This window comes from Pirellulales bacterium (assembly GCA_035546535.1).
Classification (GTDB): domain Bacteria; phylum Planctomycetota; class Planctomycetia; order Pirellulales; family JACPPG01; genus JACPPG01.
The window spans coordinates 1-25,097 of sequence record DASZWQ010000001.1 but is presented as its reverse complement, the minus strand read 5'-3'; the positions used below and the strand labels follow the sequence as shown (position 1 = coordinate 25,097).

The window sequence follows — 25,097 nt, the reverse complement described above, 5'->3', positions numbered from 1 at the left end:
CCGCGCTCGGGCGTTTATCAGCCAGAACGCTTCGGTTTGCCGCGGCGTTTGTGTTTTGAGCCCGACCCCGGCGACGCCTGCCGAAACAGTGCAGGCGGCTCCGCGGCAGCCGTGGTGGTTACGAATTGAGCATGCCAAGAGGGTCGCACGGGTGCCCCCAAATACCGCGCGTAAGCCTGTGTGACCTCGGCCCCCAGGAGAAAAATCTGCGCCGAATAATAGGTCCAGATCAACACCAGAACGAACGATCCGGCCGCCCCATAGGCCGAACTGATGACCAGTCGGGCCAGATACCAGCCGATCAGGAATTTGCCGACTGAGAAAAGGACGGCCGTGATCAGGGCCCCGACCCACACGTCGCGCCAGCGCACCACGACGTCGGGGAGCAACTTGAAGATCATGCCGAACAAGATCGTCAGCACCGCGAGCGATACGGTCCACTCGACGACGCGCAACGAAAAATCAGAAATCGGCAGCGTGTTTTCGGTGAAAGACGTCGCCGCGGTCAGGAATGAGCTGACCACCAGCGACCCTAGCAAAAGCAATCCCACGGCGGCTACCATGCCCACACTCCAGGCATACTCCAGGAAAACCGGCAACCACCCTGCCCCGGGTTTTCGCTCGACACCCCAGGTCGTATCGAGGGCACCTTTGATTTGCCCAAAAACCCCCGAGGCCCCGAACCACAGCGCGAAAAAGCTTAAAGCGGTGGCCAACGTACCGGTGCGCGGCCGGGCGGCGTTGAGCACCAGGTCTTCGATCGCCCGCGCGGCCGATTCGTTGCCCAGAAACCGGTTCATCTGCACGAAGACCTCGCCCTTGGCCGCCTGCTCGCCGAAAATCGAGCCCGCGATGGCAATCGCGATGACCATCAGCGGGGCAATCGAAAAAATCGCGTAGTACGCAATTGCCGCGCCCAAACGTGGCGCATTGTGCCGCTGCCAGTCGACAATCGCGGTCTGCAGAATTTCCCAGATCGCCTTCAGTCTCATAAACTTTGGATCGCGTGCGTGTTAGGAATCCGTTCAGCGGCTTGGCGCTCGGCCCATCGCGGCGGTAACTTGGCGGCGACTTACAGAGACTCGCGCGCCTAGGCGTAAGGTACCACGATGGATGCAACTATCGCCAGGATGATCGATTATTCGCTCTTGCCGCCGGTGCTCACCGACGACGAGCTTCGTGACGGTTGCCGCCGGGCAGTCGAATTGAGCGTGGCCAGCGTCTGCATCAAACCCTATGCCGTACCGCTGGCCGCGACGTTACTGGCCGGCAGCACCGTCGCCGTCGGTACAGTGATCGGCTTCCCGCACGGTTCGCATCACACGGTCGTTAAAGTCTTTGAAGCCGAGTTAGCCTGCCGAGAGGGCGCCACCGAGCTGGACATGGTCGTGAATCCCGGCAAGGTCCTCAGCCGCGACTGGGCCTACGTCGAAGCCGATATTCGCGCTGTGGTCGATGCGGCGCATTCGGTCGGTGCACTGGTAAAGGTGATCTTCGAGAACGACTTTCTGCCCGACGACGCGCTAAAGATCGAGCTGTGCCAGATCTGTCGTCGCGTCGGGGCCGACTTCGTGAAAACGTCGACCGGCTATGGATTCGTGCGACAGTCGGCCGGTGGCTACAACTATCGCGGCGCCACCGAGCACGACGTGGCTCTGATGAAAGCGCACGCCGGCCCGACCATGCAGGTCAAAGCCGCCGGCGGCGTGCGCACCCATGCCGAAGCGGTACGGATGCGCGAACTAGGCGCGACGCGCATCGGCACCAGCGCTCCCGAAGCCTTGATCACGCCTGCGGCCGACGCGACTGTGACCGCCGCGGGCTACTAGCGAGCGCCATGGAACCGAATTTCCAAACGGCGGCGATCGAAGAAGCGGCGAGCCACATTCGCGCTTGCTGGCAGAGCGCGCCGCGGGTCGGCGTTATTCTTGGATCGGGATTGGGCGGGTTCGCCGACCAGATCGCGGTCGAAACAGCAATACCTTACGGCGGCATTCCCCATTTCCCGCAATCCACGGCTGTCGGGCATCGCGGCCAATTGGTGTGCGGTACCCTGGCCGGCGCGGCCGTCATCGCCATGCAAGGGCGTTGCCACGCCTACGAAGGGTATACAGCCGCGCAGATCACGCTGCCGGTGCGCGTGATGCACGCCCTGGGAGTCGAATTGCTGATCGTCTCGAATGCCAGCGGTGGCATGAATCCGCGCTATCGGCGGGGAGATATCGTCGTCATCGACGACCATATCAATCTGATGTTTCGCAGCCCGTTGGTCGGGCCGCACAACCCGCCCTGGGGCGACCGCTTTCCCGACATGAGCTGCCCCTACGATCGCCAGCTCAACGATCGAGCGCTCGCCATCGCCCGGCGCGAAAACTTCGCGGCTCACCGTGGCGTCTACGTCGGCGTGACAGGTCCGAATCTGGAAACCCGGGCCGAGTACCGGTTCTATCGACGTGTCGGCGGCGACGTGATCGGCATGTCCACCGTGCCCGAGGTGATCGTCGCAGCGCAACTGGGACTGCGCGTGTTGGGTTTGGCTACGGTGACGAACGTCTGCCTGCCCGACGCTTTGGGCCGCGCCACGGCGCATGAGATTATCGACGTGGCAGCTTCCGCGGAACCGAGGCTGCGAAAGATCGTGGCGGAGATTGTGGGCGAGTTTGCCGCAGAAGCACCTTCGCGCGAAGTCGTTACCACCACAGGTCCAGGACTGTAAACAGCGGCACGTGCCTTTATGAACGATTCGCTCGCAGTATTGGATCGCGAACGACTCATCGCGGCCGCGGTCGACGCACGGCAACGCGCCTATGCCCGATACTCACGGTTTCAAGTCGGGGCGGCGATCTTGACCGTCGACGGGTCGATCGTCACGGGTGCGAACGTGGAAAACGCCTCGTACGGCCTGACGATCTGTGCCGAGCGCGTGGCCGTCCACACGGCCGTGGCCGCCGGGAAGCGGGATTTTCGCGCCCTGGCCGTGGCCACCGCCGGTGGGCTCACGCCGTGCGGCGCATGCCGGCAGGTCCTGAGTGAGTTTTGCGATGATCTGGTGATTTTGCTCGTCGACACGGAGCGGCAGAATGCCGTGACCGAGGCGCGTGTGGCCCAGCTCTTGCCGAACTGCTTTCGACTGCGCTAGGCGCCCCCCTGCCTCAGACAAGCACACCGGCGATACACGCGGTCATGCAACTCGCCAAGAGACCACCCAGCATGGCGCGCAGGCCGAATCGGGCCAGTTCCCCCTCGCGCTCCGGAGCCATCGGTCCGATGCCGCCGATCTGGATGCCGATCGTCCCCAGGTTCGAGAAGCCGCACAGGGCGTAGGTGATAATTACGCGTGATCGATCGCTGATGTGCGTCAGCGAGTCAGGCTCGAGCCACTCGGCCAGTTGTTTGAAGGCCACGATCTCGTTGGCCACGACCTTGATGCCCAAGAGCTCGCCTACTTTCAAGCAATCAGCCGGTTCGATTCCCATGACAAACGCCAGCGGCGCAAACGCGTAACTCAAGCCGGCCGCCAAGGACCACGATTGGCCGACCTGCGCGCCAAGCCACACGATCCCCGCATCGAGCATGGCGATCAATGCCAGAAAGGCGATGATCATGGCTCCCACGGTCAGCGCCAATTTCAGCCCTTCGGCAGCGCCGAGCGCCGCGGCGTGAATGGCGTTGGCCGCACTGGTATCGACTTCCATCTTCACACGCCCGCGCGTGACAGGCTCGCCCAGTTCGGGCTCCATGACCTTGGCCAGCAAAAGCGACGCGGGAGCGGAAATCAACGACGCCGTGATCAAATGCCCGGCGCTCATGCCCATGCTGACGTAGACGGCCAGGACGCCCCCCGCCGCATTGGCGAAGCCACCAATCATGACGGCCATCAATTCCGAACTGGTCATGCTGGCGATATAAGGCCGGATCACTAGTGCCGCCTCGGTCGGTCCGACAAAGATGTTGGCCGCCGATGCCAGGCTTTCGGCTCCCGAAGTGTTCATCAGACGCTGCATGACCACGGCGAAAAGCCTGGTCACCAATTGCATGATGCCGAAGTAGTACAACACCGACATCAACGACGAAAAGAAAATGATCGTGGGCAATACCTTGAAGGCGAACGGAAACTCGTGAAAATTCGGCCCGAAGACAAAGGCAGCGCCGACGTCGACGAAATCCAAGAGGCGCGTCACCAGGTCGCCGGTCGTCGTGAACAACCATTGGCCCGGATCGGTCTTGAGCACCACGACAGCCAGCGCGAACTGCAAGAGCAGCCCCCCCGCGATCACGCGCCAAGGAATAGTGCGACGGTGCGAGCTCATCAGCCACGCCAGGCCGATAATCACCAGCAGGCCTGCCAGACTGATGAAGCGCGAGAGCATGCTTGTTCTGTCGCTTTTTGCGAGCCGTGAGATTTTTTGGCCCGCCCGAGCCGTTGACGCCAGCGACAACACCATACCCGGCCGGCGCGACGCGTAAAGAGCAAATCAAGAATTGGCGGTCGCTAACTGACCAGGCGATCGCGCACCGCCAGTCGCCGGGCAACGGTTACTCCCGAATTGAGCGCCCCTTCCATGAAGCCGACGAACTTGAGACAGGTATGCTCCCCGGCAAAGTGCAGTCGCCCCAAGCCCGCCGCCAGAATCGGTCCTTGTCCAGTCACCTGTCCCGGGGCCGGCGTGGAATAGCTGCCCAGCGTCCACTTCTGCGCTAGCCAATCCACGAATTGGGTGCGCACAAGACACTCTGGTAGCTTCGGATAGCGCTCGGTCAAATCTCGCAATATCGTGCGAACACGTTCCGGGCCCGTGAGGCGGTGCAATTGCTCGGCGGCCTCACCGCCTGCAAACGCCACGAATGCCTTTTCAGGTCCACCCGGCTGACCCGCCGTGGCGTCCCACGTGAAGCCGATCGGGCCGTCGCTCATACTGGTCGGCGGTAACTCGGAGGGGGTCCAGAAATCCTCCTTCGCCGAAACCAGGAATTTCACGTTCTTCCCCATCTGCGGCTTCAACACTTCGGGCAGCGCCGGCTCGAAGCGGATGTGGCGCCACGTGCTGGGCGGGGCCGCCAACACAACGTCATCTGCCTCGAAGGTCGCGCCGCTCAAACAGCGCACTGTGGCGCCTGACTCAGTAACCTCGACGCGCTCTACCGGCATCTGCAGGCGCACGCGATCGGCACCGATCGTTTCGACCAGTCGGTCGGCCAACTGCTGATTCCCCCCGACGCAATGGAACGCCTCGTTTTCTGTCCAGTATTTCTCTAATCCGCCCCCTTTGATCGTGGTCAGGGCGCCGAGAAAGCTTTCGCGCGCGGTAGGCACGCCGCTGTAGGAGATGAACTCCGTTTCGATCGCCAGACGTACGAGCGGCCTCAATTCTTGTCTGTCAAGCCATGTTGCGACGGACAACTCGTCCAATTCCTTTGCGTCTGCGCTTTTCCACGGTTCGTCGGCATCGATCGAGCGGGCCGCGTCGGTCATGTGGCGCTCGACCTCTTCGATCTGCTGAAAAACCGCGATCACCCCCAGCTTGCTTAACCGCTTGCCGCCCAGGATCACGGGGCTATCGATGTCGTGCGTGTCAGGCACGTCGACCAGTTGCAGCTTGAATCGCTCCGCATAGGCCAGCCAGGTCGGGTGATTCGAACCGACGAACTCGCCGCCGGCCTCGACGGTTTTGCCAGGCACGAAATCGCGCAGCGTGTGTACGCGTCCGCCCACGCGATCGCGCGCTTCGAGCACGGTGACGTCATAGCCCGCCGCGCGCAACTCGGATGCGCACGCGAGGCCCGCCAGTCCGGCGCCAACAACGATGACGCGACGATCGGTTCGCTGGCGGCCGTAGGTTGCTGCAGGCGCCGCGCACATGAGCATCGCCGCCCCCGCGGCCAGCGATTGCCGCACAAATTCGCGGCGCGATAAGTAGCCAACGGCCTCGATTCGCCGCGCGCGATGCGAGCGCCCCAGCAAGCGCGCTGCGGCAATCGTTTGCAGGTCAGCGAGGGGTGCCATGGAACGCAAATCCGATATCCATAGTAATTAGGAAGCCTGCACAAGATGCGGGCCGGAATGTCCCATGATAGCAGAGCCCAACTTGCTTGCTTTTCTGTATTTCGGGCGTTTGTCAGCGTTGTGACGCGCTAATGATCCTGGGATACTCCGCCCCTCTTCTGTTGGGGAATTCTCAGGATTCACTTCGGAGCTGACCACGGGATGCCTCCTCGCGGGCGACATCCTGCGCAAGCGCCTCGTTTCGCAGCGGTGCCACGCTGCGCGCACGGGACCGCGCGATTATCGCGGCGGTGGTTAAGCGTCGCTTTGCTGGTGGCACTATTCGGCATCAAGGCCGGTATCGCCAAGGGTTGGCAAGCGCCAGACTCGCCGTTCGTCGGAAGTATTGGCCTTACTGGCAGCGCTGCGCTCTCTGATGCGGCGATCGAGCGGCTCCCGGTCGCGCCGGATGGAACGAGCGCCTTTCGGAATCCGCCGCTCCTGGTCGTCTCGCGGCCCGAGCGGGTGTATGCACCGGAGCAGTTCGCACAGCGTGTATCAGCCGAGCCCGAGCCGATTCGCCTGCCGCCGCCCACCTTCGTCGCGCCGCCCGAGGCGGCCAACTCAAGTGGCGGAGCTAGCGCGGTGAGTTCCGGTCAATTGGTGTTGGCGGGCGAGGAGAGACCCGGCGGTGTCGCGGGACTCATGACGCCCGCCGACGGACCGCGGCGACGCGGCTTCTTTGCCAAAGTGGTTGGTCCTCCCATCGAGACCGCCGGTGAGATGCTTACGGACATACCGTTCGACTACCGCAATTTTTATTCAGCGCGCAGCCTGCTGTGGCTCGGTGCCGGTATCGGCGTGGCGGCGATCGTGGCCAATACATCGATCGATCAACACTTCCGTAACTGGTATCAGGACGACGTGCGCAGTCAGACCTCGGACAATATCCACAACGCGATCGCATGGCTGGGCAATGGCGGGATCATGGTGCCGATCTGGGTGGGGACGAGCTTTGTCTTTACGCCGATCGAAGAATACTCCCCGACGGCGCATATCATCGGCACCTGGGGGCGGAAAAGCACCCGCGCTTTTCTTGTCGGTGGTCCGATGTTGCTGGCCTTGCAGTATGGCCTGGGCGCGCACCGCCCCAGCGCCGATCTCGATTCGCATTGGCATCCATTCCAGGACAGCCATGGCGCCAGCGGCGATGCCTGGATCGGCGGCATAACCTTCCTGACCGTTGCCAAAATGACGGATTCGAAGCTCGTGAAGGCCGCGATGTGGGCGCTGGCCCTCTTTCCCGCGTGGGGACGCATCGATGTAGACCAGCACTACCTGTCGCAGGTCACGCTCGGTGTATGGCTGGCCGCGCTGTCGGTCAAAGCGGTCGATATTACCGATCGCTCGACGAATATGTTCATCGTCCCCTCGGCTGGCCCCGGAAATTTCGGCGCGTCACTGGGCTTCAAATGGTGAGCCCATACGCAACGCCTGCCTTGATCGGCCAGTGCTCCTGACATATCCGGGCTGAAAACAGACGCCGCCGCAGCTTTTTTCCCGTCCGCCGCGTAAAATAGAGCCAAGATTCGCCTGCCGCGAGCGAATAGCTTGCCAGTCGCCGTCTTGTCTCCATTTGCGGAGGATCGAGTATGTGGCCGCAGATCATCGAAACCTTGTCGTCAGACCCGGGCATCCTTCTAGGAGCGATACTGGGAACGCTAGGGATTCTGGCCGCCACCTCAGTATGCATAACGGCCATCGTCAGTGAGGCCTGGCGCAAGGTCAGGCAGACCGAGGACAATAACGCGCTCAAGCAGTCGATGCTCGATCGTGGCATGTCGGCCGAAGAGATCACGGCCGTCGTTCGCGCCGCGCCCGAGAAGCGTGCCTCGTTCTCGTTCAATGCGGGGCGCGGTGGCGTTCGCTGCCGGACGTGACGAATTGGCGCAGGTCGATCCAGGGTTGCCACCGACCGAACTCGGCGCAGGTCCTCGTCAAAAAGTTATGATGGCGGCGGACTCTTTTCTTGTGCGCCTCGCGCGATCACGACTCTTACGGTTTGTATGCGTGATCGCGGCGGCTGCACTACTCGGTCTGTCGCTATTAATGTTTTTCGAAAATTCTCTCATCTTCATTCCCTCGCGCTATCCCGACGGGGATTGGCAGCCCCGCCACATCGAGTTCGAGGACGCGTGGTTCACAGCCCCCGACGGCACACAGCTGCACGGCTGGTATTTGCCGGTCGATGAGCCGCGAGCCTACGTCCTCTTCGCTCACGGCAACGCCGGACACATTGCGCACCGTGCGCCCTTCCTGCGCCACTTGCAGCAAGAACAACGCGTGGCTGTGCTGGCCTTCGACTACCGCGGCTTTGGCCGCAGCAGTGGCCGCCCGAACGAAGCCGGCGTCTTGGCCGACGCCCGCGCGGCGCGCTCCTGGCTCGCCGAGCGCGCGCAAATCGCGCCAGGCCAAATTGTTCTCTTGGGCGAAAGCATCGGCGGTGGCGTCATGGTCGACCTGGCAGCAGCGGACGGGGCGCGCGGCTTGATTCTGGAGAACACGTTCACGTCCCTGCCGGACGTTGCCGCGTATCACTTTCCCTGGTTGCCAGTGCGTCCGCTCATGCGGACGCGGTTCGATTCGCTCGCGAAGATCGGCAACTATTCCGGGCCGCTCCTGCAGTGTCACGGCGATGCCGACACGGTCGTGCCGTTCACGCTCGGCCAGCAGCTGCATGCAGCGGCACAAGAGCCGAAGAAGCTGGTCGTCATCCGCGGTGGGGATCACAACGACCCACGCGACCAACAGTGGCTGGCCGCGCTGGACGCGTTCTTCGACGAATTGTCCGAACGCTGATGTCGCCGAAGTGCTCCGATCCAGGTTCCATATAAATGAAGCTCGCGGCGCCGGAAGAGGCACCGCGAGCGAATGCGAGCGGGCGTGAAACGACTCAATCGTCGCGCTCTGGTGGATGAGCCACCAGCGGCAACCGATCCAGGTTAACGTCGTGCATTAACGACGGATCGTGTTTGTCGGTGCTGACGCTCGCTTGGGGGCGCGGGCCTGGCGCGACGGCGACTTGCCACCGGGCGCTTTGCCCGTGGGCGATTTGCCGGCCGTACGCGGTACCGGAGGCGCTTGGGGGGCTACGGTCGGCACGCCATCGCCCGGATCTTCTTCCGAGAACGTCGATTGGCCCTGGGTAATGCGCGCCGAGTTGGCGACTTTGCCATCGTCGTTCCACCACGTCCATTTGCCGATCTCCACGCCTTTCACGAATTCACCGGTGACGGACTTCTGACCGTTCTCATGCCACCAGATCCACAGGCCGTTGCGCTCGCCATTGACGTATTGGCCTTCGAGCGCCTTCTGTCCGTTCTCGAACCACCAATTCGTTTTGCCGACGGGCAGATCGTTCAAGTACTGCCCTTCTTCTTCCTTCTGGCCATTCTTGTGCCAGGTGACATACCGGCCGTGGCGTTGATCCTTGCCTTCCCGGGTGGCCGTCGTTTTTATCGTACCGTTCCACCAGTCGTAATTCGACTTGAGGACTTCACGGGCAAAGAGGTATGTCCCTTCCATCTTGGGCTGACCGTTCGGATACTTCTCGACTTTCTTGCCCAGGCGGCGACCATCCTGATAGGTGTCGTTCATCGAGATCTTCTTATCCATTCCCCACTCGCGCCACTGACCGTCGAGTTGGCCGGCGCTGTAATCGATCTCGCGCATCTTCTGGCCACCAGGGTAGAACCAGGTCGACTTCCCCTGGCGTTCGCCGTTCTCGAAGTTGAACTCGCTGCACAGACGGTCTTGCTTGTCGTAGATCGACCACTTGCCATGCATGCGACCGTTGTCGAAGGTAACCTCCGACACAAACGGCGCCTGGAACTGCTTGTACGGTACCTGAGAGAACATGTCCTGGCCCGCCGGGTGCCAGCGGGTCCAGACGCCATGCCGTTCGCCGTAGCGATACTGGCCGCAGGCGACCATGCGGCCACGCTCGTCGTACATGGTCCATTTGCCGTGGTTGACATAGTTGCCGCTGGCGTCCTGCACGACCTCGCGTTCGATTTTGATTTCCCGGCTGGGATAGCGCTCCTGGATCAGCTCGGCATGGCCGGCCGTCGAAGCGGGTTGCTCCACGGGCTCGACGGACGCGGCTTCGGCGGCCGCCGGTTCTTCAACGGCCGAGGTCGCCGGCGTCGCGCTCTGTGGCAAAGGAACTCCCGCAGCGGCGTCGACCGGGGCCGACTCCATGACATCTGCCAACGCGGGAACCGATAACGAAAGCCCTACGGCGATGCTCCACAGCAAGGCTTCAATGGAACGGGACATTGCCATCACTCCCTATGCAAGCGTGATGTCTGGATTTCGTGGCTCGATCGCTACTGGTCATAAAACCGCATCGGCCAGCACCGTCCGAGGAATTAACAATTTGCGCTGGATCGGCAGATTCGGTTGCCAGGGCGCAGAAGGCTTCATGAAACCCGCCTCGGGGATCAAACCCTTGTCGCGTGGCAGGTTGCGCGCGGCGTATTCTGCTGGGCGACGCGCCGTTTGTAGGCCAGCCCAAGCAGTGGCCGGGGATTGCTGTCTACCGCCCCTAAACCTAAAAAGACCGTCAATCTTTCCCTGTTGGTAAGAGTCGAATGTGGCGTATCGATCGCCGCGCTCGCTATCCGGGCGCGCGGTGCCTGGTGCAATTCTTACCGAGTATTCGGGGCTTCATACGACCGGCAAAGGTCGGTAGTTTGAATGAATATTGCGACCGGCCGCGGCGACGCTCGCAACGCGAGTCGAGTGTGCAGCGATCGCCGCCTCTGACGGAACGACCGATGAGGAGAGGACACGATGGAATCATTGCAAGGCCTCTTGCTGGTGGCATCTCCTGAGCTGGGAGATCCGAACTTTCGCCAGACGGTCGTCCTCATCGTGCGGCACACGCCCGACGAAGGAACTCTCGGATTGGTCCTCAATCGGGCGACGTCGACCAGCGTTCGCGAGCTTTGGCAGCGTATGGGACAGGAAGACTGCCAACAGGACACGCCGCTCAGCTTAGGCGGCCCGTGCGAAGGCCCCTTGATGGCGCTGCACACGGAAGCCACGATTGCCGAGATCGAGGTTTTGCCAGGCTTGTACTTCACGGCTAGCAGCGATCAATTGCGGGCGTTGATCTGCGAGAAGCACGAGGGGCCGGTCCGTTTTTTCTTTGGATACGCCGGCTGGGCTGCCGGCCAACTGGAAATGGAATTGCAAGCGGGCGCTTGGCGCACCGAGCCGACCGGTCTGCGGCATGTATTCGCTCTGCAATCCGAGTTGTGGGAACGCTCGATTAGTGAAGCGGCTGGCTGGGAAGTGTTGGCGGCGCTGCGCATCAAGGACGTACCGGTCGACCCTTCGAGAAACTAAATCGCCACTGGCCTGGCGCTACGGAATCGCTCGCAAACGGGCGTGCAGGTCGATCAACGCTCGTTTGAGAGGCGTCGTGCGACCGCGAAAACCGCCATGCCCACCGCGATGAGAAGGAGCCCGATGCTGCATTCCACCGGCGCCGCCCAAAACATGCTGGAAAGAACCAGTATGTAGGCCCCCACGAAAACCGCCGGCAGCAACGGATAGCCCCACGCGCGATAGGGGCGCGGCGCCGCAGGCCGGGAGCGCCGCAGCACGAATACCGCCACCACCGCGGCCAGATAGAAAAGTGCCGCGCCAAAGATGCAATAGTCGCTCAGCACGTCGTACAAGCGCTTGTCGGGATCGGGATAAAAATCGCCGAGCACGATCAAGAGCGTGGCCCATGCCGACAACGCCGCGATGGCGATGGCCGGCGTTCCAAAGCGCGGATCTACGCGGCGCATGGGGCCGAGAAACTCGTGATCGCGCGCCGCGGCGAAGAGCACGCGAGGCCCCGTGAGTATGTTGGCGTTGAGGGCACCGAAAATCGACACGGCCAGCATGGCCATGGTGAGCTTGCCGCCGAAATTCGGAATCAGCTTCTCGGCCGCCGTCACGGCCGTCGCCTTGGCGGTGGCGATTTCGCTAGCGGGCAGCGTGAGATGGTAGGCCAGGTTCGCGCCCGTATAGAGCACGATCAACAACAGGATTCCCAAGATCAATGCACGGGGCACATTGCGCGCGGGCTCGCGCACTTCTTCGGCCACGATCGGAAGATTGGCCCAACCGTCATAAGCCCACATGATGCCCGAGACGGCGCTGCCGATGCCGGCCAGCAGTCCAGCGCTCATCGCGTGCGGAAACAGCCGCCCCAAGTCGACCGCGTTCGACTCCAGCGCCACAAAGGGGAGCACCGCGAGAAAAACGACGAAGGCTCCCTTGATGACAGTCGTCAGATTTTGCACGGCGCCGCCCCATCGCGTGCCAACGATATTGATCGCTGCCAAGAGGACGATGCTCGCGATGGAAAACAGCCGCTCCGTGCCTGCGTCGATCGCGAAGCCGGTCGCCGTAGCGAATTCCCCGATCGTAATCGCCATCGCGGCGGCGAGCGTGGCAATGCTGCCACTGCGAATAATGCAGAACTCGGCCCATGCCCAACTGAAAGCCCAAAGAGCCCCGTAGGCCTCGCGGAGAAAGAGATACGAGCCGCCGGAGCGCGGAAACATCGCCGAAAGTTCGGCCAGCGCCAGCGCTCCGCAGAGATTCACGACGCCGAGCACGATCCATAGCGTGAGAATCAGTCCGACGTAGCCATCGGTCGCCGCCGCCACCTGGCTGGGCTTGAGGAAGATCCCCGAACCGATCACCCCGCCCACGACGAGAGTGACCGCTGAGAAGAATCCCAGCACCGGTGGCAGATCCGATTCCCGATTCGTTCTGTTCATGATGTGACCACGGTGACCCATGGCAGACCACCATAGTCGCTTGAACCGTTGGGGCACACAGAACGTAATCGGTTGTACGACAATTCGTCGCGAAAAATGCTCCTAATTCAAGATTTTTTGGCATTGCAGAACAGCGCAGTTTCTGGGCGGACCGTGCAAAAAATAGCCAAGATCCGCCGGCGCGGGGGGCATGGCTCGAAAGTAACCAATACCGTCACTAGCGAAGCTCTATTCGACGCAACTTGTTCCTGCATAGCCACTAACAGCGACAGAGCGAATCGGAACGGCACTCGGGACGGATTGTGAGGATTAGAACGGCGCGGCATTCGCAGTATCCTCAACGCCTCAAAACGGTTAGCGCCCCTAAGGTTTGCGTTTTTGGTGTTGTTTAACTAGCATGAATCGAGTATTTCGAAAGTGCGGGGCTTCGATGTCGCGGGGGGTATCTCCTCATCGCACATCGAGCCGCCGAAAATGCGGCACGCTTGCACGCCTCGTTGGTGCGCAGGCAGCAGCAGGGATTGCTTCGGTGCTGGGGCCGAGGAACGCTAATGATTGATTGACCGCCAGTTACTTCAGCATGAGGTTGGCTGGCGTGTGACACGTGATTGCAAGCATCGTACCGCCGATATCCCGCGACGGGAGACGATGCGCAAGGCTTCGACAAATGCTTAATGACACTCAAACCGCGCCCACGGATGGGGTGCACGCAGTAAACTGCGGCAAATCGGTCGATTGGGTACTCGGCCGTAATGCGGTAGTGCGACGCATAGCTCAGCACGCCGAACGCGTCGCTGAAGTCCAATGCAGTTGCCTCATTTGGGGTGAGACGGGCACGGGCAAAGAACTCTGGGCCAGCCTGATCCACGCTTCCGGCAGCCGCGCCGGGAAACCCTTCATCCCCGTCAATTGCGCGGCGCTGACGCCGACGCTGGCGGAAAGTCAGTTATTCGGTCACGAACGCGGGGCGTTCACGGGCGCCGCGGGCAGCTCGCTCGGTGTTTTCCGCGCGGCCAGCGGCGGCGTGGTATTCCTCGACGAGATCGGCGAAATGCCGCTCGACTTGCAGCCGAAGCTCCTACGCGTCTTGCAACAACGCGAGGTGACCCCGGTCGGCGCTTCACGTCCGGTGAAAATCGACGTACAAGTCATTGCAGCGACGAATCGCAATCTCGAAAAAGAGGTGATCGACGGCCGGTTTCGCGAAGACCTCTACTACCGATTGAACATGGTCGAGCTGCGCGTGCCGGCGTTGCGACAGCGGCCCGAGGATATCCCGGAGTTCATCGAGTTCTTCTCGGACCGATTCGCGAGCCGTTATGGCCGCCCTCTTTGGCAACCCGACAGCGAAATGCTGCAGAAGTTTTGCGAATTCCCCTGGCCGGGCAATATTCGGCAACTCGCGCAGGTCATCGAGCAGTCGTATGTGCTCGATTGCGTGCCAGTTTTGCCCGAGTCGTCGACGATCCGCCGCGAGCAGACGCTAGCCCTACCCTTTTTGAACCTGGAACGATTGCGCAACGAATCGATCCGACAGGCATTGCGCGTCACCCGTGGACATAAAGGGCGCGCGGCAAAACTGCTGGGAGTTCACCCCAACACGCTGACGCGGCTGCTCAGCCGCTTCGAGGTGTCGCTGAGTATCCCCGAAGCCGGTGATGGGGAACTGCAATGATGGGGAACTGCGGCCGCGTCTGATCCTAGGCGGCCTGTTGAAGAACTCAACGGGCTGCGACATCGCAGGGATGCGATGGCAAAATATCGACGTAAGTCGTTATTTTGCGAGCCGTGCGAAGCTTTGCTTCGCACTTGGCGAGGTTGAAAAAAGCCACGAGGGCTTTTTTCAACTGGCTGCTAGCCTACCAGGAAGATTTCCGGCGTTGCAGAGCTCGGCGATTTAGCGCCCGAGTCGCGCGACGTCGCGAATGCGCCACGCGGCCGGTGATGCGCGGGTCGGCGCGGACCGCGAAGCCCGAAGCTCAGGCCAACAGCCATGGGCGCCAACTGGCCGCGGCTCGAGAGAGTCCAGAGCAGGACCGCGCCAATCAAGTACGAAGTCAACAGCATATGCCCGGCCGCGCGCCCCAGCGGCACTGCAAAGAGCGCCAGCCCGACGATCCAGGCAATGGTGACGATTTGCTTTGGAGCTTCGTAGCGGTCCTGCGCCATGATGACGGCCAGCGCCGGCAGAACGGCGGTCAAATGGTAGCTCCACACGACCGGCGAGAACCACACGGTACCGAGCAGCAGCAAGGCGATCTCGCCGGCCCACTCCTCTTGTGAAAGCGCCGCGCCGGGGCGCCGCAGCAAGGTCGCGATTCCGGCCGCCAATCCCGCGAGCACGCAGCCCGTCACGATCGACAGCCCCTGCGGCGAGAGATCGGCAACGGCCATGCTGGTCTGTCCGGCGCGGGCCGTGAGCAGGCGGCGCAGAACGACGATCGTGGATTGGTTGGTGATGCGATCTTCGTCGATCCAGGCTTCGCCGTGCATCTGGTCCTGCAGCGTGCCCATGGCACCGCCGTGCAGGAAAGCGGCGTGTTCATGCCATGTTCCCTGCCAGCCGAACGCGGCCAGCGAGAGAGGGATATCAATCGCCGCGACGACGGCCAGCGCGATGAGTGCTGCCTTCCATTTGCGCTTGAGCAGCAAGTAGCCGACGCCGATCACGGGGAGCAATTTGATCCAGGTGGCGACGCCCAGCAGCGCGCCCCCTTTCCAATCGCGTCCGCGGCTGGCATGGACGAGGCCCGCGACCATGAGCCAAACCATCAGCACGTGAAACGCGCCGATCATGAATCCGTCGGCGGCAATGACCAGGACCATCAGGGCCGCGGCCATGGTACCGCGGCTGGCTACCGACGGATTGCGCGGCGGAAGCAAACGATCGCGCACTGTCGACAGAAGCGCGAACCAGGTGCCGATGTTGAATAAGCAATATGCCGTCGCAACAACGGCGAGTGGCGCAAGCGTGAACAGGATAAACGCCACGTCCACCGACGGCAGATACCGATTGAACGCCGTGCAAGGGTTCCGAGTGCCGTGTACGACAATGAAACGGCTGCTGCGCACGAAATCGTAAACGTCCGAACCCTGGTCCGTGACGGCGCGCATCACCGCCCACGGCAGCATACCCAACAGCACCACGATCATGATGAGCATGGCAAAGCGGGCACAACAAATCCGCACGAGCAGGTCCTGGCCGTGGCCCACGTCTTGCCGTTCGTTGGCGGATTGTTCGCGCGCATTGCCGGCGGGCAATTCCGCTGCCGTCGCAGAGCGCGCGAATGAGGGGGCCATGTTTGTTCGACGTGGCAACCAGGCCACGCATTGCGCACGCGCTTGGCCCTGCCGCCGCGCGAACGTTTGCTAAAAGCGGTTGTAGAGTTAGCCCATGCCGCGGCAATTCTCCCCATGCCGCGATGACGCTTTAGAAATCCCGAACTCACGCGCTGCGTCGATATCCCGAAGCACCTGTCTACGCTTCTTGCCGAGCGTGTCGAGCCAAAGCAAGGTGCCTGAACGACGACACGTCAATTTGTCGGAGGTGCTATATCAGAAGCGGCCGGCGCGGGTCAAGGCGACTTGCCGATGCTGTCACTCGACGGATCGTCCAGGCGAGCCTTACAACGCCGGCACCGTGAAGTGCGTTTCTTGCACCCATTGGCTGGCAATTTGACGTAACCGGCGCTGCGTGCGGCCGGGCAATATCGCCAGGGCCTGGGCGTGCCGGTCTTCGCCCGGCAACGGGACATGCGCCAGTTCGATCGTGCCGCCGGGCGCGACGACGCGGGCAATTTCCGCGAGCGCCGTGCGCGAGAGGGGCGTGCGCTCGACGATCACGTGCTGTACGCTGCCGTCGGCCAACGGAATACGATCGGCGCGAGCCACGATCACGTTCGGGATCGGCGAGCCGCGCTCCGCGCCCAAGGTCTTATACCGGCTGCGATTAAGGTTCAGGGCCCCCGGATGGCGTCCCTCGCCGCCGATGTCGAGCGTAATCGTCATTTTGGTCACGCCACGCGATCGATTAAGTAGAATTCAGCCCGCGGAATTTGAAACTTCATGCGGCTTGATTATAGACTTGAAAGGGAGGGGGAGAGCGCAGCAGAGGACGCATTGCTCACTTTCTTAGAAGGAGCCGATGCCGTGCAGCATTCTCATCTCAAGTCGAATCGACTCGACGTCTTTGGTGATTCGATGCTCAACAAGCTGGCCGCGCGCAGCCGCCGCCAGCGCAAACGTCTGGCGAGCAAGAAGCGCCGCGCGACGTGGCATTTGCGCCATCATGAGCTGACGGACGATTGATCCGTTTTTGCGACCCGGTCCAAGGTGCATCCCGCTGGGCCGGTCTGCGCGCGGTTGGCGACTAACGGCGAGGAGCTAGGGCTGGATCGTCAGTCGCCGCGCAGCGTCGCCAGGACAGGCGCTCGCAGCGCGGCGCGGACGGCCCACATGCCGGCCCCCAGGCCCGCGGCCAGCACTAGCGCGAGCGTGGCCACGATCGGCAGCCAGGGCAGATGCGCGCCCCCCGGCGCCAAGTGCGGCGCCACGGCCACGAGCGCCGCGAGCGTGCCGATCGCCAGGCCTGCAACAAGCAGCAGCGCGTTTTCCCACAACACGATCCGCGCGACCAGCGCGCGGCGGAAGCCGGCCGCGCGCAGCAGGGCCAGCTCGGCGCGACGCTCGACGACGTTGCGCAACTGCACCGCGGCCAGTCCGAAGGTGCCGAGCAATAGCCCCAGGCCTCCCAAGCTTTGAAACGTCGAGAGATAAGTGTTTTGCACCGAATAGTACTCAGCCAGCCGCTCGGCGGTGGGCTCGGCATCGAAGCCGAAATCACCGAGCGTCTTTTCGAGCACGGTTTGGACCTGCGCTTCGTCAGCTGGTGGCGTTTCGATCAGGAAGAAGCGATAGCCGCTCGACTCGGGAAAGTATTTCAGAAAGTCGCGCTCGTTCATCAAGACCGCCCCTTGCAGGACGCTGCCCGCCAGTAGGCCGACGACCTCGGTCGTGAGCGGCTCGCCTTGACCGTCCTTGATCTCGTAACGGCTGCCGACGCCACTTAAGTGCAAGCTGTACATAGCCGTGGCCTCGTCGAGGACGATCGGCACGACGGGCCCGTCGCCCCCGGTATCCGTGGGACGTTTATCGAGCAACAGCCAGGGATCTGCCGCTTGCTCGGGCGTGGTGGCGGCCGATTTGCTCCAGGCGAAGCCGCCACGTTCGATCAAGGACTCGGGCAGCCCCAGCACGCGCGGCTGTTGTGCTTGATAGAGGTTCAAGCAACTGGCATCGTCACCACTGGCCACGCGCAACGAGAAGACTTTCGCGTCAGCCAGGGCCTTTTGCTCGGCCGACGAGAAGCCCAGCTCGGTCTGACCATCGTCGGTTGTGAAGTCTTGATAGATCGGCTGATCCGATTCGGCGACGATTGCGAAGCCGCCGGTACCGCTCGCAAAGCCGGTGCTCGGTGCTAGTCGAAAGGCACCGATGGCCACGATTAAGAAGCTGGCGGCGGCGATCAAGCCGATCACTAGCGCGCTGCGGCCGGGATTGCGAGCCGCGTTGGAGTAAGCCAGCCACACAAGCGCGGCCCGGCCGGTGCGGACCAGCGAGCCGGCCGCGCCGGTGCGCAACTGCGCCACGACAAGCGCCAAAAGGGCCACGAGCACGAGCGCACCTGAGCCGAGGAAAGCCATCGCCTGGGCCATATCTCCCAGGCGGGTTCCTGCAGCGCCGGCGGCGAGCGCGGCCACGAGCGCCGCGCCGGCCACAAGCGGCGCGCGGCGCGATTCTCTAATGCGCGCTCCGGCAGGCTCCGTCACGCGATCCGACAACAGCGCGCGAACGTTCGCCTGCTTTAGCCGAGCCAGTGACCGGTAGATGACAACCAGCGAAACGAGCACGCCCACGATCGCGCCCGCGACAAGCGTCGCGGGATTGACGTGCAGATGCAGAAATGGCGTGCGTATGGCCGCCAGCCACCACGTCGTCAGGGCCAAGATCATCAGCCACGCGTAGCCGACCCCGATCACAGCGCCAACAATTGCTCCCGCGATAGCCACGACGGCCCCTTCGGCCAACAGCAATCGGCGAACGCGGCGCATGGGCCAGCCGAGGGCAAGCAACAAGCCGATTTCGCCGGCACGTTCGTCGACGCCCAAGCGAAACAGAATCGCGATCAGTAGTAGCGCCGCCACGATGATGAAAAAACTGAAGCCGAGAAACAGATATTGAAACGGTGTCGTGCCGGTCGCCGCCTCGATCGCCCGCAGCTTGACGGGCTGAAACACGAAACCCAGGTCAGATGGAGCGAGACGAAACCGGTCGAGCAGCTTGTCGGCCGTTCGTCCTTCGCCCTCCGGAATGCGCAGCGAGGTCGTGTCGCCGAAGCGGCTGCTCCACAACTTGCGCGCTGTGGCCAGCGCTACGAACGCTTTCGGCGTCGCTTTGTGGTGGTCCCAGTATTCTTCGTCGCGCGGGCGGACGCGCTGGCTGTCGAACGGGAACGGCGGATTCCAATCCGCGATCGATAGCTGGTCCGTCACGCCGGGCAGCGTGGGCGTCAGGTTGGGATCGTCTGCGCCGCCGGCCAGCGGCAGGATCGCGGCCAGCCGTAGCTCGACCGTTTTCTCGCTCACACGGCCGTGGGTGCTTTCAGGCTCGAAATACGTCAAGCGGATCGGGTCGCCGATTTTGGCCTGCAGGTCATCGGCGGCCCACTGGTTGAGCGCGATTTCGTCGGCCGCGAGTTCTCGCACCGGCTTGCCCCCCAGGTCGAGAAATCCGCCAGAGGGTGCCGCCTTATCAAAGTCGATACCTGTCACGGTCGAATAGGGAATTTCACGCGCGCCATCGGCGATCGTGTTGGCCAGGTACGTGAATGTGGGCTGCGCGCCCAAGGGACCGAATGATTCTTCGGCCGCCGCGACGACCGCTGGCTCGAAGAGCATGCGATCACTTTCCAACAGGAAATAGCCGAGCGGCGCCTGGCGGATCGTCAGACCGTAGTCGTCGACCAGGTTGGGCGCGAGCAGAGCCTGGAGCGCCTCATGGGCGGTCTTCATCTCGGCCGGCGTGGCATTGTGAAATTCGCCCCCCACGAGCAGCGCGTTCACCTTGCCCGGCTGCTTGAGAATTCTCTGGATGTCGGCCACGTTCACGAAGGCATCGCGCGGGACCGATTGATTCGGCCGCAAGGCGAAGCGGCCCACGCCCTCGGCGGGCACGATGCGCCGCACCGACAGTCGCAGATTCGTGATCGTTTCGGTCTTTCGCCCGAGCGCACTATCGGCCGGCACTTCGCGCGCGACCGGCAGACGCACGATCACGTCGTCGCCGATCTTGAGCCCTAGATCCTCGGCAAGGGCCTCGTTCAGCGTGATCTCGCCAGGTGGCGGAGGTGCAAAATCCTTCCTCTCGACGTTCGTCAGCTCCGCAAAACGATCGTCGATGCCCAGGATGTTGACGCGCATCGCGCGGCGCTGTGACCGCGGATCCTCGACCGTGGCTTCGAGCAAGATGGCCGGGGCGACGGTCGAGAAATACTCCTGGAATTCGGGCTGGTCGCTTAATTCACCTGCCAGTTGGGCGCGAAAGAAGCGCGGCACGGCCAGGATTTCGTCGATGCGCTGCAAACGATCGAGCGCCAGGTGACGCAGGCTGTCGCGGACCGAATCGCCCACGACCAGGGCGCCGGAGAGCACGGCCGTCGCCGCGGCCACACCCAAAGCGACGGCCAGGTGCAACCGCCGATGGTGGGCCAGTCCGGCGGACAAGAGTTGCAATAGCGACATGCGTGGCTCTTCGGCAGACGTAACGTTCGAGCTTTTCGTATGATAGCCGCGCCGCCGTGGTCGCACAGCGTGCCCTGTGTGCAAAGCGGTTATGCCACAGGGCACACCGAGGAAGCAGGCGAATGCCTAAACGCAAATGTCGAAAGAAATCAGAATGAGCGAATGACTAACGGGCTTGCACGGTGATGCATCGCAGCACACCAAGCATCCTTTGGGATTTGAGCTTTGAGTTTTCTTTAGACCTTCGGATTTCGACCTTCGGCATTTTCTCTTCACCGACGTCTGGCTGCGGCCGTCCCTGCATCATGTCGGTGACCTCGGTGTGCTCCGTGGCAAAAATCGATTTCGCCTGCCGAGCTACACGTTGCCGGCGACCTTGGCCTGGGGCGATTTGCCTTCGCGCTCGAGTTGTGCGGCGACGCGATTCACAGCGGTGAGAAACGCCTGCACGCTGGCTTCGACGCTATCGGTCGACACGCCGCGGCCGCGATAGATCTGTCGATCGTGCTCGACCTCGACCGTGACCTCGGCCTGGGCGTCCTTGCCGATCGTCACGCTGTGGACGTTGAAGTCGCGGCACACGACCTCGACGCCCGTGATCCTCTCGACCGCATGAAACAAGGCATCGAACGGGCCATCGCCGGCGGTGACCTCTTCGGTGACTTCGTCGGTGCCGCGCTTCAGCGTCAGCGAGACGGTGGGCACCTGGCCCGACTCGGCCACCAGGCGATAGCCGGCGATGGTCCAGGTTTCGGGGATTTCGCGCATCTCCTGTTCGATCAGCGCGGCGATGTCGGCGTCGTAGACTTCCTTCTTCTTGTCGGCCAGCACCTTGAACTGCTCGAAGACCGTTTGCAGTTGCTCGCCGCTTATGTGATAGCCCAGGGCTTTGGCGCGATCGGCCAAAGCAGCGCGTCCGCTGTGCTTGCCCAGCACGAGGTCGGTCTTGGCCAGGCCGACGTCCTCGGGCCGCATGATCTCGTACGTGCGGCGCTCTTTCAGCATGCCGTCTTGATGGATGCCGGCCTCGTGGGCGAACGCGTTGCGGCCGACGATGGCCTTGTTGCGCTGCACCTGGATGCCGGTGATGTTCGATACCAGCCGGCTGGTGGGCACCAATCGCTCGGTGACGATGCCCGTGCGCGCGTGGTAGTAATCGTTGCGGGTACGCAGCGCCATCACGACCTCTTCCAGGGCGCAGTTGCCGGCCCGCTCGCCGATGCCGTTGATCGTGCATTCGATCTGGCCGGCGCCGTTTTCGACCGCGGCCAGGCTGTTGGCCACGGCCAGCCCCAGGTCGTTATGGCAATGCGTGCTGATCACGGCGCGATCGATGTTCGGTACGCGCTCGCGCAGGGCGCGGATCACGTTGCCGATGTGCGTGGGCGTGGCGTAACCGACGGTGTCGGGAATGTTGACGGTCGTCGCCCCGGCCGAGATCGCGGCTTCGACGACCTCGCACAGAAAATCGACCTCGGTCCGCGAAGCGTCTTCGGGCGAGAACTCGATATCTGGGCAGTAACTCTTGGCGCGTGTGACCGACGTGACAGCGCGGCGGATGATTTCGTCCTTGTCCATCTTCAGCTTGAATTCGCGATGGATGGCGCTGGTGGCCAGAAAGACGTGAATCCGCGAGCGCTCGGCGCCCTGCAAGGCTTCCCACGCGCGATCGATGTCTTCGTTGGCCGAGCGGGCCAGCCCGCAGATCACGGCGCCGCGAATATTGTTGGCGATTTCGCGGACGGCTTCGAAGTCGCCGGGCGAGGCGATGGGGAAGCCAGCCTCGATGATATCGACGCCCAGGTCGACCAAGGCCTGGGCCACCTCCAGCTTTTCGGGGATGTTCATGCTGGCGCCGGGCGATTGCTCGCCGTCGCGCAGCGTGGTGTCGAAGATGGTGATGGTGCGTTCGGCAGGCCGTTTGGCGTTTGCTTCGGCATTCATGGGTTTTTGTCCCTGGGCGATTGGTGGTGAGCGCGAGGAATCGAAACGCGGTGCAGAGGGCCGACCCTAGGCCGGCCCGGTAAGCACCAACCACGCCCTCGTGGGCGTGCGGGTACGCTCGCCTCGATGATCGCCAAAGTTACGCATGGGACGTTGATTATAAGGGAACAAGTTTGGGCAACAAAAAACCCCAAGGCTGCCAGGCCTTAGGGTTCGTATGCTGGTCGGATCAGGTCGGAATCTTCCGAGCGTACGAACCCTAGCGCTTGCCGAGGGCAAGCAACCGCAAGCGAAGCGGTAGTAGGTTCAGTCGCGCCATGGAAGTGTTCCTGTTTGGGATAGGCTGCTAAAGGCCCATCGCATTGAACTCTAGCTAACAGGAGAGGGGCGGTCAAGCAGAATGGTTCGGATAATAATGCCGCTTCCGAGCCTTAATGGTGCGATTGGATATCACTGGGATAATGCTCAAGGGTTGCAATGGTTCCGAGGCTCCTTGGCTTGGCGTACCACGGGCCGCACTGATAGCGGTGCATCGAACATGCGATTCGAAGGTGCATTCTCAGAGGGACCCATGAGCCCAAGCAAGAGATCGGGCCACAGGCCGTTATTGTCCGTCCTCGTCGCTGTCTTAGTAGGGATTTGCAGAATTGCAGGAGCGACTGAGCCGGCCGACGTCGATAAGGTCGAAGGGCCGCTCGGCCAGAAGCTCGACGAGCAGATGAAAAAGCACGCCGAGACAGGATTCGGCGGCGCTCTATTAGTCGCCAAGGACGGCAACGTCGTCATTGCCAAGGGTTATGGACTCGCCGATCGACAGAAGCAGATACCGTTCACGTCGCGTACGGCATTCGACATCGGCTCCCTCACCAAACAATTCACCGGCGCCGCGATCGCCAAACTGGAGTCACAGAAGAAGCTCGACGCAGACGACAAGCTTGTCAAATATTTCGAGAATGTCCCGAAGGACAAATCGCAAATCACCCTCTTCCAGCTACTGACGCACGGCGCCGGCTTGAAGAGTGATTTCGGCGGCGACTACGAACCTGCCACGCGCGCGTGGATCGTCGAACAGGCTTTCCGGTCAAAGCTACTGTTCTCGCCCGGCGAGGGGCATCGCTACGCTAATTCTGGATACAGCCTGCTGGCGGCCGTGATCGAGCAGGTGACCGGACAATCGTACGAAGCCTACTTGCGCGAGCAACTGTGGCTGCCAGCCGGAATGAAGCATACGGGCTATCTTTTGCCGAAATGGGACCCCAACGCCGTCGCGCATGGCTACGAGAGAAAGACGGATTGGGGCACACCACTTGATAAGAACTGGGCGAAGGACGGTCCCTACTGGAACCTGCGCGGAAATGGCGGCGTGCTTTCGACCGTCTGGGACTTGTATCGCTGGCACCAGGCGCTGCTGGGTGACGAAGTGCTCACGAAGAAAGCAAAGGAAAAAATGTTCTCGCGCAAGGTCGAGGTGGAGACCGATGCAGACGTCTGGTACGGCTACGGTTGGGTGCTGAGCGATTCTTCACGCGGTACAAAGGTCATCTCGCACAACGGCAGCAATGGCGTGTTTTATTCGGAGTTCATCCGCTACGTCGATGAAGACATCGTATACATTTCCGCCAGCAATCGCTCCGAGGATGCTTCAGGCGCCTGCCTTGAGGATATCAAAGACATCATCTTTCCGTGAAGCTGCCGGATGCCACCGATGCCTTTCGTCGAAACGACCGCTTTTTGCAGACACGCTCTCAGCGCTCTAGCGTTTCGCGCATCAACCGGCCGATTTCGCGAGCCTCGGGGTCACTGCTTGTGGCCAACTGCTGGGCCACATTTGCGCGCCGCTCGGCGGAATGGTTCTGGCTCAGTTTCCACTTCGCCTCGAGCCGCGTGATATCAATGCGAAAGGCGACGATCTGCTTGAGCAATTTGCTGACGTAATCGGCGTTCGCGTCGAACTGCCAAGGCTGCGGCTGCGACTGCTCGTAGAACTCGACATAATCGGCTACGACCTGGCGGGTCGTCGGTTCGTCATCGATGATTTCGCAGCGACCCGTGGCATGGACGGCCAGGTAGTTCCAGGTCGGGACGACTTCGCTGTCGTCGTACCAGGAGGGCGAGATATACGTGTGCGGACCAGGGAAGACGACGAGCACTTCGCGACCGCCCATGTCGCGCCAATGCGGGTTGGCGCGGGCCATGTGCCCGACCAACTGCCCATGCGGCCCAACGTCGCGCCGCAAGAGCAGCGGCAGATGCGTGGCGCACAGCCCGGCGTCCTTCAACTCAGCGTCTTTGCCCGAGACCAGGATGCCGAAGCTGTGCGACTCGATGAAATCGAACACGGCCGTCTGGTCAGGGCCTTGGAACGTCGCGGGGATGTACATAGTCCGGCTCGGTCGCTGGGTTGGATTGCGTCGGTGTTGGTTTCTGGACAGCCGTGCAGCGCTCGAGGTTCGAGCCGGCTTTTTGTGGTGCAGGCGTCTCGCCTGCTCGTTTCCCTCGTCGGGGCGAGCCTCTGTACAGCGCAGC

20 protein-coding genes are annotated in these 25,097 nt (G+C 62.2%); 10 read left to right on the top strand and 10 right to left on the bottom strand.

Features of this window, described 5'->3' with window-relative positions; all coding sequences use genetic code 11:
* Positions 1–17: 17 nt before the first annotated feature.
* Positions 18–992, bottom strand: coding sequence for a YihY/virulence factor BrkB family protein (locus VHD36_00100; protein HVU85694.1), 975 nt, complete (start codon positions 990–992; stop codon positions 18–20).
* A gap of 117 nt (positions 993–1,109) precedes the next feature.
* Here VHD36_00100 and deoC point away from each other — a divergent pair, with 117 nt between their 5' ends.
* Genes deoC through cdd form a run of 3 tightly spaced genes read left to right on the top strand, consistent with a single transcriptional unit; the run spans position 1,110 to position 3,139 of the window.
* Positions 1,110–1,829, top strand: coding sequence for a deoxyribose-phosphate aldolase (gene deoC, locus VHD36_00095; protein HVU85693.1), 720 nt, complete (start codon positions 1,110–1,112; stop codon positions 1,827–1,829).
* Between the two features lie 8 nt (positions 1,830–1,837).
* Positions 1,838–2,716: a purine-nucleoside phosphorylase gene (locus tag VHD36_00090; GenBank protein HVU85692.1), complete on the top strand. Its 879-nt coding sequence runs from the start codon at positions 1,838–1,840 to the stop codon at positions 2,714–2,716.
* Between the two features lie 18 nt (positions 2,717–2,734).
* A complete protein-coding gene (gene cdd / locus VHD36_00085) occupies positions 2,735–3,139 on the top strand; it encodes a cytidine deaminase (protein HVU85691.1) in 405 nt (134 codons plus the stop codon).
* A 13-nt stretch (positions 3,140–3,152) separates the two neighbouring features.
* Here the strand turns inward: cdd and VHD36_00080 are convergent, their stop codons facing one another.
* Positions 3,153–4,370 carry a nucleoside transporter C-terminal domain-containing protein gene (locus VHD36_00080; protein HVU85690.1) on the bottom strand — a complete coding sequence of 406 codons (1,218 nt, stop codon included), beginning with the start codon at positions 4,368–4,370 and terminating at the stop codon, positions 3,153–3,155.
* Positions 4,371–4,492: 122 nt separating this feature from the next.
* Positions 4,493–6,004 carry an FAD-dependent oxidoreductase gene (locus VHD36_00075; GenBank protein HVU85689.1) on the bottom strand — a complete coding sequence of 504 codons (1,512 nt, stop codon included), beginning with the start codon at positions 6,002–6,004 and terminating at the stop codon, positions 4,493–4,495.
* Between the two features lie 684 nt (positions 6,005–6,688).
* On the opposite strand from VHD36_00075, the gene VHD36_00070 reads away from it, so the two are divergent.
* The 3 genes from VHD36_00070 (at position 6,689) to VHD36_00060 (ending at position 8,842) form a co-directional block, all read left to right on the top strand.
* The gene (locus VHD36_00070; GenBank protein HVU85688.1) at positions 6,689–7,462 is read left to right on the top strand and encodes a hypothetical protein; all 774 of its coding nucleotides are present in this window, start codon (positions 6,689–6,691) and stop codon (positions 7,460–7,462) included.
* Between the two features lie 173 nt (positions 7,463–7,635).
* Complete coding sequence (locus VHD36_00065; protein HVU85687.1) at positions 7,636–7,923, top strand: hypothetical protein; 288 nt, start codon at positions 7,636–7,638, stop codon at positions 7,921–7,923.
* A gap of 130 nt (positions 7,924–8,053) precedes the next feature.
* Positions 8,054–8,842, top strand: a complete 789-nt coding sequence (locus tag VHD36_00060) for an alpha/beta hydrolase (GenBank protein HVU85686.1) — start codon at positions 8,054–8,056, stop codon at positions 8,840–8,842.
* A gap of 156 nt (positions 8,843–8,998) precedes the next feature.
* On the opposite strand, the gene VHD36_00055 is transcribed toward VHD36_00060, so the two are convergent.
* Positions 8,999–10,321: a hypothetical protein gene (locus VHD36_00055; protein ID HVU85685.1), complete on the bottom strand. Its 1,323-nt coding sequence runs from the start codon at positions 10,319–10,321 to the stop codon at positions 8,999–9,001.
* 516 nt (positions 10,322–10,837) lie between these two features.
* Between VHD36_00055 and VHD36_00050 the strand changes: the two genes are divergently transcribed.
* Positions 10,838–11,395, top strand: a complete 558-nt coding sequence (locus tag VHD36_00050; GenBank protein ID HVU85684.1) for a YqgE/AlgH family protein — start codon at positions 10,838–10,840, stop codon at positions 11,393–11,395.
* 53 nt (positions 11,396–11,448) lie between these two features.
* On the opposite strand, the gene VHD36_00045 is transcribed toward VHD36_00050, so the two are convergent.
* Positions 11,449–12,828: an amino acid permease gene (locus VHD36_00045; GenBank protein HVU85683.1), complete on the bottom strand. Its 1,380-nt coding sequence runs from the start codon at positions 12,826–12,828 to the stop codon at positions 11,449–11,451.
* Positions 12,829–13,495: 667 nt separating this feature from the next.
* Here VHD36_00045 and VHD36_00040 point away from each other — a divergent pair.
* A complete protein-coding gene (locus tag VHD36_00040; GenBank protein HVU85682.1) occupies positions 13,496–14,503 on the top strand; it encodes a sigma-54 dependent transcriptional regulator in 1,008 nt (335 codons plus the stop codon).
* Positions 14,504–14,682: 179 nt separating this feature from the next.
* Here VHD36_00040 and VHD36_00035 read toward each other — a convergent pair whose 3' ends face one another.
* Both VHD36_00035 and VHD36_00030 read right to left on the bottom strand, forming a co-directional pair.
* Entirely contained in the window at positions 14,683–16,128 is a 1,446-nt protein-coding gene (locus VHD36_00035) for a glycosyltransferase family 87 protein (protein HVU85681.1), read from the bottom strand.
* Between the two features lie 324 nt (positions 16,129–16,452).
* Entirely contained in the window at positions 16,453–16,845 is a 393-nt protein-coding gene (locus tag VHD36_00030; GenBank protein HVU85680.1) for a hypothetical protein, read from the bottom strand.
* A gap of 132 nt (positions 16,846–16,977) precedes the next feature.
* Between VHD36_00030 and VHD36_00025 the strand changes: the two genes are divergently transcribed.
* Positions 16,978–17,136: a hypothetical protein gene (locus VHD36_00025; protein ID HVU85679.1), complete on the top strand. Its 159-nt coding sequence runs from the start codon at positions 16,978–16,980 to the stop codon at positions 17,134–17,136.
* An 89-nt stretch (positions 17,137–17,225) separates the two neighbouring features.
* Here VHD36_00025 and VHD36_00020 read toward each other — a convergent pair whose 3' ends face one another.
* Entirely contained in the window at positions 17,226–20,627 is a 3,402-nt protein-coding gene (locus VHD36_00020) for an ABC transporter permease (protein HVU85678.1), read from the bottom strand.
* Positions 20,628–20,984: 357 nt separating this feature from the next.
* Positions 20,985–22,571 (bottom strand): 2-isopropylmalate synthase, encoded by a 1,587-nt coding sequence (locus VHD36_00015; GenBank protein ID HVU85677.1) that lies wholly within the window; start codon positions 22,569–22,571, stop codon positions 20,985–20,987.
* 415 nt (positions 22,572–22,986) lie between these two features.
* On the opposite strand from VHD36_00015, the gene VHD36_00010 reads away from it, so the two are divergent.
* A complete protein-coding gene (locus VHD36_00010; protein ID HVU85676.1) occupies positions 22,987–24,258 on the top strand; it encodes a serine hydrolase domain-containing protein in 1,272 nt (423 codons plus the stop codon).
* Between the two features lie 58 nt (positions 24,259–24,316).
* Here VHD36_00010 and VHD36_00005 read toward each other — a convergent pair whose 3' ends face one another.
* Positions 24,317–24,952: an FMN-binding negative transcriptional regulator gene (locus VHD36_00005; GenBank protein HVU85675.1), complete on the bottom strand. Its 636-nt coding sequence runs from the start codon at positions 24,950–24,952 to the stop codon at positions 24,317–24,319.
* Positions 24,953–25,097: the final 145 nt, after the last annotated feature.

Bases quoted from the DNA above. Each gene is read 5' to 3' on its own strand.
- VHD36_00100 (HVU85694.1), bottom strand. From the start codon at position 992: ATGAGACTGAAGGCGATCTGGGAAATTCTGCAGACCGCGATTGTCGAC.
- deoC (HVU85693.1), top strand. From the start codon at position 1,110: ATGGATGCAACTATCGCCAGGATGATCGATTATTCGCTCTTGCCGCCG.
- VHD36_00090 (HVU85692.1), top strand. From the start codon at position 1,838: ATGGAACCGAATTTCCAAACGGCGGCGATCGAAGAAGCGGCGAGCCAC.
- cdd (HVU85691.1), top strand. From the start codon at position 2,735: ATGAACGATTCGCTCGCAGTATTGGATCGCGAACGACTCATCGCGGCC.
- VHD36_00080 (HVU85690.1), bottom strand. From the start codon at position 4,370: ATGCTCTCGCGCTTCATCAGTCTGGCAGGCCTGCTGGTGATTATCGGC.
- VHD36_00075 (HVU85689.1), bottom strand. From the start codon at position 6,004: ATGGCACCCCTCGCTGACCTGCAAACGATTGCCGCAGCGCGCTTGCTG.
- VHD36_00070 (HVU85688.1), top strand. From the start codon at position 6,689: ATGACGCCCGCCGACGGACCGCGGCGACGCGGCTTCTTTGCCAAAGTG.
- VHD36_00065 (HVU85687.1), top strand. From the start codon at position 7,636: ATGTGGCCGCAGATCATCGAAACCTTGTCGTCAGACCCGGGCATCCTT.
- VHD36_00055 (HVU85685.1), bottom strand. From the start codon at position 10,321: ATGTCCCGTTCCATTGAAGCCTTGCTGTGGAGCATCGCCGTAGGGCTT.
- VHD36_00050 (HVU85684.1), top strand. From the start codon at position 10,838: ATGGAATCATTGCAAGGCCTCTTGCTGGTGGCATCTCCTGAGCTGGGA.
- VHD36_00045 (HVU85683.1), bottom strand. From the start codon at position 12,828: ATGAACAGAACGAATCGGGAATCGGATCTGCCACCGGTGCTGGGATTC.
- VHD36_00040 (HVU85682.1), top strand. From the start codon at position 13,496: ATGCTTAATGACACTCAAACCGCGCCCACGGATGGGGTGCACGCAGTA.
- VHD36_00035 (HVU85681.1), bottom strand. From the start codon at position 16,128: ATGGCCCCCTCATTCGCGCGCTCTGCGACGGCAGCGGAATTGCCCGCC.
- VHD36_00020 (HVU85678.1), bottom strand. From the start codon at position 20,627: ATGTCGCTATTGCAACTCTTGTCCGCCGGACTGGCCCACCATCGGCGG.
- VHD36_00015 (HVU85677.1), bottom strand. From the start codon at position 22,571: ATGAATGCCGAAGCAAACGCCAAACGGCCTGCCGAACGCACCATCACC.
- VHD36_00010 (HVU85676.1), top strand. From the start codon at position 22,987: ATGCCGCTTCCGAGCCTTAATGGTGCGATTGGATATCACTGGGATAAT.
- VHD36_00005 (HVU85675.1), bottom strand. From the start codon at position 24,952: ATGTACATCCCCGCGACGTTCCAAGGCCCTGACCAGACGGCCGTGTTC.